Here is an 8,912-nt window from a genome sequence, read left to right as displayed (position 1 = left end):
ATCGACCCACTGCCAGCCCTGCGGAATCCACTTCACCTGCAGGTACTGGCGGCGACGCGCCGGCCCGCCACGCGCGAAGCCCGGCGCTTCGAGCGCACCGGCGAGCACGGCCTGCTTCATCCACGCGGCCCACACTGGGCGGCACATCTGATGCACCAGCACGCCGTGCTGCACCATCTCGCAGCGGCGGCGGAACTCCAGCATCCCGGCGCGGATGGACGAGTAGTTCACGCCGGTCAAGTCGCCGGTGAGTTGCTCGTAGGTGATGCCGATGGCGGCGGCGACCGCGCGGAACTGGGTGCGCAGGAACTCGGAATACGAGCCGCCGACGTCGGCCGGATCGGAGAACTTGATGTCCTCACCCGGTTCCAGAATCTGCAGCGTTCCGGGCTCCAGCCCGGCGAGTGCGATGCCGTCGCCATCGGCCGCCCCTTCGCCCATCAGGTTGTCTTCGGGGTTCTGGCGCGTGACGAAGCCCGCGAACATCGCGGCAGTCTTCTTGCGCACCAGCTCGGCGTCGTCGTACTGGTCGAGCTCATTGAGCTTGACCAGCGCCCGCGACAGCCACGGTTCGCCCCGGATCTGGCCGGGACGCAGAACACGGAACAGGTGGATGATTTCCTTCGCATCGATGCGCACCGTGTCCATCCCGCCCCGGCCCGACATCGGGGCCAGCCGACCGTCCTCCGGATGCGAGCGGTACAGGTGGTAGGCGACGCGCCGCCCCAGGCTGTCGAACTCGATGCCGGAGCGCACGACGTTGCCCGAGGGCAGATCGGTGTTCAGATGGATCGGCAGGTGCTCGGGCTCCAGCAACTGAAGCTGCAGCGGCACCACCAGCCCGTCTTCCGGGCGGCGCGGCCGCAAGCGGATCAGGCATTCGCCGCCTTCGAGCATCGCGCGGCAGGCCAGCGCCTGCAGGCCATAGAAGTCGGTCTGCCCGGCCGCGTCGGCTTCCGCCGTCCAGTCGCGCCACAGCGCCTGCACCTCGGCCTTGAACGAGTCGTCGGGCGACAGGCTCTGCGGCTTGATGCCGGTGCCGACGGCGTTGGCCACGAAGGCCTCGATCCCGGCTTGCGCCCAAGCATTGCGACGCACGAGGTCGCGGCTCTTGCCACGCAGTTCCGCATTGGTCGCCAGCATCGCCGCGACCGCGCCGGGGTTGCCGGGCATCCACGCCAGCGAGCGACGGCCACGGCCCGCCGCTTCGTGAACGGGAGGCTGGCCGAACAGGCTTCGGAGTTTCGAATACCAGGCCATCAGAACCCCCGTCAAAAACCTTTGTGGGTCGTAACCCGGATCTGGCGCGGCGCGCCGGGCAAGAGACCGGTTTCGGCTGCCTGCTGCAGCAGTCCGCGCCTGACCTCGCGGATCGCGGCCATCAGTTCATCGACCGAGCGGTACTCGACCGTCTTGTCGCCGAAAGAGACGCGGCGTTCGCCCTTGGCGAGCGCCGTCTCCAAGGCCTGGAGTTGGGCTTCTGCGTAGGCCATCAGCGGTACACCACGAGGTTGATTTCGGAGGAGTCGTCGAACGACGCGGCCGTCGTCGCGCAGGAGACGTCGACGTACTGAGGGGTCTTCAGATCGGAACTGGCGCGCACGATGGCCACGCGCTGCTGGCCGCTGTTCGTGCTGCTGCGGGCGAGCGCCAACCAGCAGTAATTCGCGTCGGGCATCGCCACGGCGAAACGCACGCGGTAGCGGCCCGCCGCCGTGCGCACGACACTGGCGACGTTGTGCGCGCTGGCGACAACGACCTGACCATTGACGTAGCCGAAGCTGACCCACACCCGGGCGAGGCCGGGGTGCGTGGCGTCGATCTTGGTCTTCACCTCGAAGCCGATGCGCGCCGCCAGTGCGGCGATGCTGGACGCGAGACTCATCAGGCCAGCGCCCCGTCGAAGATGACGACGAAGTCGGTGTCGGTGTTGCCGACATCGGCGGCAGCTACCGCACCAATGTTGGTGCGCGCCTGCAGCTGCTCGGCCACCGTCAGGGTCTGCGCCGCGTCGAAGCGCACGCGCAGGTTGACTGCGGCCAGGAGCGCATCCAGACCGCTGGTGCCGTTCTGCAGCAACTGTTGGATCTCGACCAGGGTGTCGTAGGCGGCATCCGCTCCACCCAAAATGTCGGCCTTGAGCGCATCGAGCAGCGACACGATCTTGTTCGACGAATAGGTGGTGGCAGTGGCGATCTGGTTGTCGTCGATGGCCGTCGCGGACAGCACCGCCGCCTTCAACTCGTTGATCGCCGCGACCAGACTCGACTTGTCGGTGGTGGACAGGCTGGCGAGATTGCCTGCCGTCGCCCGAACGTCGTTGAACTCCTGGGCGACCCGGATGACCAGGCTCTCGATGCGCGTGGCAAGACTCATGAAAACTCCTTTGCAGATCAGGACAACCAGCGGGGATCAGCGAAGCCATCGGCTTCGGATGACGCGCCGGCGTGATGGGGTTGCAGAAACAGCGAGGCCACCGCGTTGGGTGGCCTCGTCTGGGTCAAATGTTTGAATCGGGGGCGGCTCATCCGGTGGCCGCTCCATCCCGAGTTGGCGCTCCAGTTCCCGCCAGTGGCGCTCCTCGAAGCGATCCAGGCCCGCGCTTGACGCGGCCGCGCGGGCGTACACGTAGCAGTCGAGCGCCTCGTTGCGCTCGCGCATCTTTTGCCACTCGCGCACCGGGAAGCCATTGCGGTCGCGGCGGGTGATCAGTTGCTCGGCGCAGAGCTGCTGTATGAACTCCGCATCGATCTTGGGCAGGTGGACGAAGCCGGTCGGGTAGACCGTGGTCACGCCGTCCTCGCTGACGTCCGCGCTCTTGCGCAGGTTGTTGTAGAACTCCAGCTTGGCGATGCCGACCGCCACCGTGTACACCTTGATGCCCCGGCGCAGCTTCTTGCCGCCCTGCGAGACATCGATGGCCGTCGGGGTACCGATCAAGGCCGCGCCGCGCGGCACACCCTTGACCGCCATCACGCGCGAATCGCGGCAGGCGCGCACGAAAGCGTAGGCCTCCTGCGTCGCAAAGCCGGTGTCGAGCGCGAACCGGGCCAACGGCATCGCCGCGCCCGAGGCATGCGTCCAGTTCTCCGCAATCAACTCGGCGAGGCGCTTCCACACCGCGTCGCGGGCGGTGTCGCCCATCAGCACGCGGTGTTCCACCAGCCAGGACTCCTTGCCGCGCCCAAAGGCCCAGATCGACGCCTCGATGCGATCCTTCTGCACGTCGGCCGCGCCCACCAGGAGCAGTCCTCCCTGCGGAACCGTGCCGATGCGGTAGTCCTCGCGGCGCTCGACCAGCCGTTGCCAGTCGGGTGCTTCGCCTTCCTCGACCCAGGTCTCACCCAGTTCGGTGTTCTTGAAGGTCTTGATAGCAGCCGCCGATCCCGATTCCTTGTTGACGGAGCTCTCCCACGCGGCGGCGATGTCACGCCAACTGCGCCAGCCCACCGGGCTGTACAGCGACGACAGGTGAAATCCCGCGGTCTTGCCGGGCCCGTCGCTGATCATCGCGCGCCACTCGCCGTGCTCCAGCATCCAGGTCTTGTGATGCTCGGCAATCGACTCGTCGCACGATTCGCAGATGTAGGCCGCCGTCTCCGGTGCGCCCTTGTCCCAGCGCAACTGCTCGAAGCGCAGCCACTGCCGGTGCGAGCAATGCGGGCACGGCACGAAGTAGCGACGCTGGTCGCTGGCCTCGTATTCGCGCTCGATGGCGCTCGCCCCGGAGATCGTCGGCGTCGAGACGATGAAGATCTTGCGGCGCGCGAAGGTGCGGGTGCGCGCCTCGGCCAGCGAGATCGCGTCGCCTTCGCCCTCGACGTCCAGCGGATAGCCGTCGACCTCGTCGAGAAACAGATACCGCACCGGCATCGACCGCAGACCGACGGCGCTGTTCGCGCCCGTCATCACGAGCACGCCGCCCCGGAACTCCTTGGCGAGGATCGTGTTGCCCGAGTCGCGCGAACGCGCCGGCGCGATCAGTTCCGCCAGCGCCGCCGACTCCTCGATGAGCGGGTCGATCCGCTGCTTGGAGTTGCGCTTGGCCATCTCCACCGTCGGCCAGACCGCCATCATCGGCCCCGGCGCATGGTGGATCACGTAGCCGATCCAGTTCGAGCCCATCTCGGTCGCGCCGAGCTGGGCGGCCTTCATGAACACCACACGTTCGACCGGCGAGGTCGGCGACAGGCAGTCCATGATCGCCTTCAGGTATGGCGTGCGGCTGGTACGCCAGCGCCCCGGCTCGGCGGATGCTTTGCTGGAAAGCATCCGGTGGCGATCCGACCATTCGGACACCGTGAGCAGAGGATCGGGCGTCAAGCCTTCGCGCCATGCGCGCTCGATCTCGGCCGCGCCTTCGTAGTCCATGTCCATCGTCAATCCACCCGAGGGCGCATCTCGCCCAGCTCCTGCAGGTGCTCACGCACCGCCGCCTCAAGGGCGATGTGCATCGTGTGCGGATCGACACCGAGCTTGGCCGCCATCTGCGCCGAGATGCGCGCGGGCCAGTTCAGCCACGCGTCGCGCTCGGCGCGCGCCAGCTTGAAGACGTGGGCGATGGCCTGGTTGCGGTCGACCAACTCGCCCTTGAGCCGGGCCAGGCGCACCTTGTTCGTCTGCGCCTTGACCACCTCGTTGACTGTGCGCGCTTGCAACAGCGACGCGCCGCCGGTAGGCAAGGCAGCCTGACCGTCGCCCACGGGCGCGGCGGTGGCGGTTTCCGGCGGCACGACGGCCTTGACGGCACGGGCGCGCGTGCCGGTGCGCGGCGCTTCGGTGTTGCGCGCCCACTCGGCGTCGGCGCGCTGCGGCTCAAGGGTTCCGTCCGACTCCGGCGTGATGCGCCCGGCAGCGATGGCCTTGCGCACCGCCGCGTCGGAAACGCCACGGTGACGCGCGTAGGCGCGAATCGAGATTCCCATCGGCACCTTCAATCATGTGTTCGTCCTTCGTCGAGAAAGAGCTTGTCTTCCATCGGGAACAGCGCGTTCATCACGTCACGCCATCAACCACGTCGAAAGGACAAACGATGAACAACCCAGCCCCCGACACCCTTGCAGTCAAGCTCGCCGAAGCCGCCATGACGGTCTTGGTGCGCGCCTGCCGCAACGAGGTGGCCACCGCCAGCAATGCGGACCTCGAAGCCGCATGCGCTTCGATGCGCGCACGAGCCAAAGCGGTAATCGATCAACTCCTGGATGACGCTCGGGACGCGCCCTGGATCGCGGAAACGGCGTTCCATGCCGCCGCCCTTGAACTGGCCGAAGCAGGCATCTCGTCACTGCGCAGGCGCTGAAGCAGAAAGAGCTTGGCTTCACCGGCGAACAGCGCGTTCATCACGATCCCAATCAACCACTGCAAAGGAACTGACCATGAGCACCATCCAACTGACCCCGGCTCAGCACGCCATCCTCGCCAAGGCCATCCACTCCAGCGACGGCAAGATCGATTGGTTCCCCGACAACGTCAAAGGCGGCGCGCGCAAGAAGGTGCTGGAAGGAATGTTCAACCGCGCCCTCATCACGCCCGACGGCGAGGGCTGGCGCATCGCCGCCGAGGGTTACGATGCGCTGGGCATGCCGCGTCCCGGCGTCCAGCAGCCGACGGCCCAGTTCGACGCCGAACTGGAGCAGGACGTCATCGCCGCCGAAGCCACGTGGAAGCAGGAGGCCAAGACCACGCCGCGCACCCGCGAGAACAGCAAGCAGGCCGAGGTCATCCGGATGCTCAAGCGCCCCGAGGGCGCGACCATCCGCCAGATCTGCGATACCACCGGCTGGCAGGCGCACACAGTGCGCGGCACCTTCGCCGGGGCCTTCAAGAAGAAGCTGGGCCTGACCATCACCTCGGACAAGCCGGAAGGTGGTGAGCGAATCTACCGGATCGCCTGATCAGAAAGATCGAGAAAGAGGCCAAGCGGCGCTTGGCTTCTCAATCGAACAGCGCGTTACTACGCGCGTCGCCACGATCAACCCGCCGGAGCCGAAGATGACCCGCAAGCAGCAAATCCCCGCCACCCAGAATGACGCCTGGGGCTTTTGGGGCACGATGAACGAACACGCCAGCGCCTCATGGCCCTTGGCCTTGAACGCCATTTCGGACGCCACCGGCCAGCCCCTCGAATCGGTGCGGATCTTCCTCGACAGCCGACACGGCCGCCACTTCGCGGACGAGGTTCAGAACGGGCTGTACCGGGGCCAGACCTTGGCGGACGCGATCAACGCCGCCACCCGACAGTGGATGGGCTGGACGATTGGACGCCAGACCAGCAAGCAATACGGCATCCCGCGCGGTCTGCCCTACCTGACGGGCTTCGTGATTCACTGCGAGATCACTGACGAGTCCCTGGCCGCCTGATCGAACGCCATGCCATCCGCCTCGCGGGTGGCACGTTTCCCAGTCCAGTCCTGCCAGCGGCGCACGATCACATCGACGTACTTCGGGTCGAGTTCGATCAGCCGCGCCAGCCGTCCCGATTTCTCGGCGGCGATCAGCGTCGTGCCGGAGCCGCCGAAGGGATCGAGCACCACGTTGCCGGGGCGGCTCGAATTTCGGATCGCGCGCTCGACCAGTTCCACCGGCTTCATCGTCGGGTGCAAGTCGTTCTTCTGCGGCTTTTTGATCTGCCACACGTCGCCCTGGTCGCGGTCGCCACACCAGTGGCGCTGCGCCCCCTCGGGCCATCCGTAAAGGATCGGCTCGTACTGACGCTGGTAGTCGGCGCGACCGAGCGTGAAGGTGTTCTTCGCCCAGATGATGAAGGTCGACCAGTGGCCGCCCGCCGCGCGGAAGGCAGATTGCAGCGTGTCCAGTTCGCTGGACGACATCGCCACGTAGATCGCGCCACGACAGTGGGCGATGGTCGGCGTCAGCGCGGCGAGCAGGAAATCGTGGAAGCCGTCGCCGAGGTTGTCGTTCAAGATTGCGCGATCCTTGCCGCGCAGCTTGTCCTTCGCGCTGTTGGCGTAGTTCACGTTGTACGGCGGATCGGTGAACACCATGTCCACCGGCTCGCCGTCGAGCAAGGTGCCGTAGCTCGCGGCCACGGTGGCGTCGCCGCACAGCAGCCGATGGCCGCCGAGCAGCCAGACGTCGCCCGGGCGCGAGACCGGCGTCTCGCTGACCTCGGGCACCGCATCGTCATCGGTTTCGCCTTCGGAATCCGGTTCATCGCCCGCCAGCAAGTCGGCCAGCGCATCGGCGTCGAAGCCGGTCAGATCGAGGTCGAAACCTTCGTCCTGCAGCGCCTCCAGCTCGACGCGCAGCAGTTCATCGTCCCACCCGGCATTCTCGGCGATGCGGTTGTCCGCGATCACCAGCGCACGGCGCTGCGTCGGCGTCAGATGGTCGAGCACGACCACCGGCACCATCTCGAGGCCGAGTTTCTGCGCGGCGGCGAGCCGTCCATGACCGGCGACGATCACGCCGTCGCTGCCCGCGAGGATAGGATTGGTGAAGCCGAACTCGGCGATGCTGGCGGCGATCTGCGCCACCTGCGCGTCGCTGTGCGTGCGCGCGTTGCGGGCATAGGGCACGAGCTTGGCGGTCGGCCATCGTTCGATCTTGTCGGCGAGCCACGAGAGCGTCATGCCACAACCTCCTCGATACGCTCGCCCTCGACCTCGTCGAAGGTCTGACCCGTGGCCAGCAGCGTGACCGCCACCTCCGGGTGGTTCTGCCGGAAGCGTCGGATGGCGACATCGACGTACTCCGGCGCAATCTCCACCGAGTGGCAGACGCGCCCGGTGCGCTGTGCGGCCAGCATCGTGCTGCCGCTGCCGCCGAACGGCTCGAACACCAGATCGCCCGTGTCGCTGAACGCCTCGATGACGAACTGTGGCAGCGCGACCGGGAATACGGCGGGATGGTCGATGCCTTCGCCGATCTTGCCCTTGTGACGCATCACGCGGATCACCGAATCGGGGATGCGCATGTCCTGCGTCGGCTGGCCCGCATGTGTCCAGCCGCCGACTTCGCCATCCTTGCCGCGCATCGCGGTGGAGGAACCATCGGCACGCAGGTGCGTTTCCTGCCCAGCGAACTTGCAGGGCACGATCTTGTTGGGCTTGCGACTGGCGCGGTTGAAGTGGAACACGAACTCGAAGCTGGGCGCGAAGCGGCCCGCCCAGTCGCCGGGCATTCCCGGCCCCTGATCCCAGACGTACCAGCCGAAGCGCCGCCAACCCTTCGTCCGCATCCAGCCGATCCACGCCTCCCAATATGGGACGAACTCATTGTCGCGGTGGATCAGGCCGAGGTTGACGAGCACCTGGCCGTCGTCGGCCATCGGCAATTGCGCGAATACGCCGCGCATCAGGCTGTCCCAATCCGCGATGCTGCCGGTGGTGTAGTCGCGCTGGTTGCCGTAGGGTGGCGAGGTAAAGCACAGCGCCGCTTGCTCGCCCGCCATCAGCGTGGCGACCACGTCGGCATCGGCGGCGTCGCCGCAGATCAGGCGATGCGCGCCGATGGCCCAGACGTCGCCCACGCGGGACACCGGCGTGGCCGGAGCTTCCGGCACGTCGTCGGCGTCGTCCGCCGCGTCGTCCTGTTGTTCGCCCGCGTCCGGGACTTCGGCGCTTGCCAGCAGGTCTCGCAGCTCGGCGTCCTCGAAGCCGGTGAGCGCCAGCTCGTATCCGGCCTCGGACAGCTCGGCTAGCTCCAGCGCCAGCATTTCCTCGTCCCAGCCCGCATCCAGCGCCAGCCGGTTGTCGGCGATGACGTAGGCGCGCTTTTGCGCCGTGCTCAGGTGTGCCAGTTCGATGACCGGCACTTCGGCCAAGCCGAGCTTGCGCGCGGCGGCCAGACGCCCGTGGCCCGCAATGATGCCGTTGCCGCCATCGACCAGGATCGGGTTCGTCCAGCCGTACTCGACGATGCTGGCCGCGATCTTGGCGATCTGCGCCTCG

The 8,912-nt window shown here is 67.0% G+C and carries 11 protein-coding genes; 3 read left to right on the top strand and 8 right to left on the bottom strand.

The annotated features are described in order from the left end of the window. The 6 genes from A6M56_RS04130 to A6M56_RS04105 all read right to left on the bottom strand — a co-directional run. On the bottom strand, positions 1 to 1,260 hold a 1,260-nt coding region (locus tag A6M56_RS04130), incomplete at its 3' end, for a phage portal protein (protein WP_286757803.1). 11 nt (positions 1,261 to 1,271) lie between these two features. Then, positions 1,272 to 1,493, bottom strand: coding sequence for a phage head-tail joining protein (locus A6M56_RS04125; RefSeq protein ID WP_102080560.1), 222 nt, complete (start codon positions 1,491 to 1,493; stop codon positions 1,272 to 1,274). Then, on the bottom strand, positions 1,493 to 1,885 hold the full coding sequence (locus A6M56_RS04120; RefSeq protein WP_102080561.1) for a hypothetical protein: 393 nt from the start codon (positions 1,883 to 1,885) through the stop codon (positions 1,493 to 1,495). The genes A6M56_RS04125 and A6M56_RS04120 overlap by 1 nt, the downstream gene beginning before the upstream one ends. Beyond that, a complete protein-coding gene (locus tag A6M56_RS04115; RefSeq protein ID WP_102080562.1) occupies positions 1,885 to 2,376 on the bottom strand; it encodes a hypothetical protein in 492 nt (163 codons plus the stop codon). Before A6M56_RS04115 ends, A6M56_RS04120 begins: the two co-directional genes overlap by 1 nt. 36 nt (positions 2,377 to 2,412) lie before the next feature. Next, entirely contained in the window at positions 2,413 to 4,377 is a 1,965-nt protein-coding gene (locus tag A6M56_RS04110; protein ID WP_102080563.1) for a phage terminase large subunit family protein, read from the bottom strand. Positions 4,378 to 4,379: 2 nt separating this feature from the next. Then, entirely contained in the window at positions 4,380 to 4,925 is a 546-nt protein-coding gene (locus tag A6M56_RS04105; RefSeq protein WP_102080564.1) for an elements of external origin, read from the bottom strand. A 14-nt stretch (positions 4,926 to 4,939) separates the two neighbouring features. On the opposite strand from A6M56_RS04105, the gene A6M56_RS04100 reads away from it, so the two are divergent. The 3 genes from A6M56_RS04100 to A6M56_RS04090 all read left to right on the top strand — a co-directional run bounded on the left by A6M56_RS04100 (position 4,940) and on the right by A6M56_RS04090 (position 6,360). Continuing rightward, entirely contained in the window at positions 4,940 to 5,299 is a 360-nt protein-coding gene (locus A6M56_RS04100; protein ID WP_257984080.1) for a hypothetical protein, read from the top strand. 76 nt (positions 5,300 to 5,375) lie between these two features. After that, positions 5,376 to 5,894 carry a DUF3489 domain-containing protein gene (locus A6M56_RS04095; protein WP_102080566.1) on the top strand — a complete coding sequence of 173 codons (519 nt, stop codon included), beginning with the start codon at positions 5,376 to 5,378 and terminating at the stop codon, positions 5,892 to 5,894. A gap of 97 nt (positions 5,895 to 5,991) precedes the next feature. Then, a complete protein-coding gene (locus A6M56_RS04090) occupies positions 5,992 to 6,360 on the top strand; it encodes a hypothetical protein (RefSeq protein ID WP_102080567.1) in 369 nt (122 codons plus the stop codon). Here the strand turns inward: A6M56_RS04090 and A6M56_RS04085 are convergent. Both A6M56_RS04085 and A6M56_RS04080 read right to left on the bottom strand, forming a co-directional pair. Then, the gene (locus A6M56_RS04085; RefSeq protein ID WP_102080568.1) at positions 6,324 to 7,592 is read right to left on the bottom strand and encodes a site-specific DNA-methyltransferase; all 1,269 of its coding nucleotides are present in this window, start codon (positions 7,590 to 7,592) and stop codon (positions 6,324 to 6,326) included. The two genes, A6M56_RS04090 and A6M56_RS04085, sit on opposite strands and share 37 nt — an antisense overlap. Next, positions 7,589 to 8,912, bottom strand: a 1,324-nt coding sequence (locus A6M56_RS04080; protein WP_286757802.1) for a site-specific DNA-methyltransferase, incomplete at its 5' end; no start/stop codon positions are given. The genes A6M56_RS04080 and A6M56_RS04085, both read right to left, overlap by 4 nt.

The organism is Ralstonia sp. RL, from assembly GCF_001683835.1.
In the GTDB taxonomy this organism is placed as follows: domain Bacteria; phylum Pseudomonadota; class Gammaproteobacteria; order Burkholderiales; family Burkholderiaceae; genus Ralstonia; species Ralstonia mannitolilytica.
This window is presented reverse-complemented; position numbering and strand designations above follow the sequence as displayed.

Excerpts from the sequence above, each read along its gene's own strand:
- A6M56_RS04125 (WP_102080560.1), bottom strand. The coding sequence starts at position 1,493 with ATGGCCTACGCAGAAGCCCAACTCCAGGCCTTGGAGACGGCGCTCGCC.
- A6M56_RS04120 (WP_102080561.1), bottom strand. The coding sequence starts at position 1,885 with ATGAGTCTCGCGTCCAGCATCGCCGCACTGGCGGCGCGCATCGGCTTC.
- A6M56_RS04115 (WP_102080562.1), bottom strand. The coding sequence starts at position 2,376 with ATGAGTCTTGCCACGCGCATCGAGAGCCTGGTCATCCGGGTCGCCCAG.
- A6M56_RS04110 (WP_102080563.1), bottom strand. The coding sequence starts at position 4,377 with ATGGACATGGACTACGAAGGCGCGGCCGAGATCGAGCGCGCATGGCGC.
- A6M56_RS04105 (WP_102080564.1), bottom strand. The coding sequence starts at position 4,925 with ATGGGAATCTCGATTCGCGCCTACGCGCGTCACCGTGGCGTTTCCGAC.
- A6M56_RS04100 (WP_257984080.1), top strand. The coding sequence starts at position 4,940 with ATGTGTTCGTCCTTCGTCGAGAAAGAGCTTGTCTTCCATCGGGAACAG.
- A6M56_RS04095 (WP_102080566.1), top strand. The coding sequence starts at position 5,376 with ATGAGCACCATCCAACTGACCCCGGCTCAGCACGCCATCCTCGCCAAG.
- A6M56_RS04090 (WP_102080567.1), top strand. The coding sequence starts at position 5,992 with ATGACCCGCAAGCAGCAAATCCCCGCCACCCAGAATGACGCCTGGGGC.
- A6M56_RS04085 (WP_102080568.1), bottom strand. The coding sequence starts at position 7,592 with ATGACGCTCTCGTGGCTCGCCGACAAGATCGAACGATGGCCGACCGCC.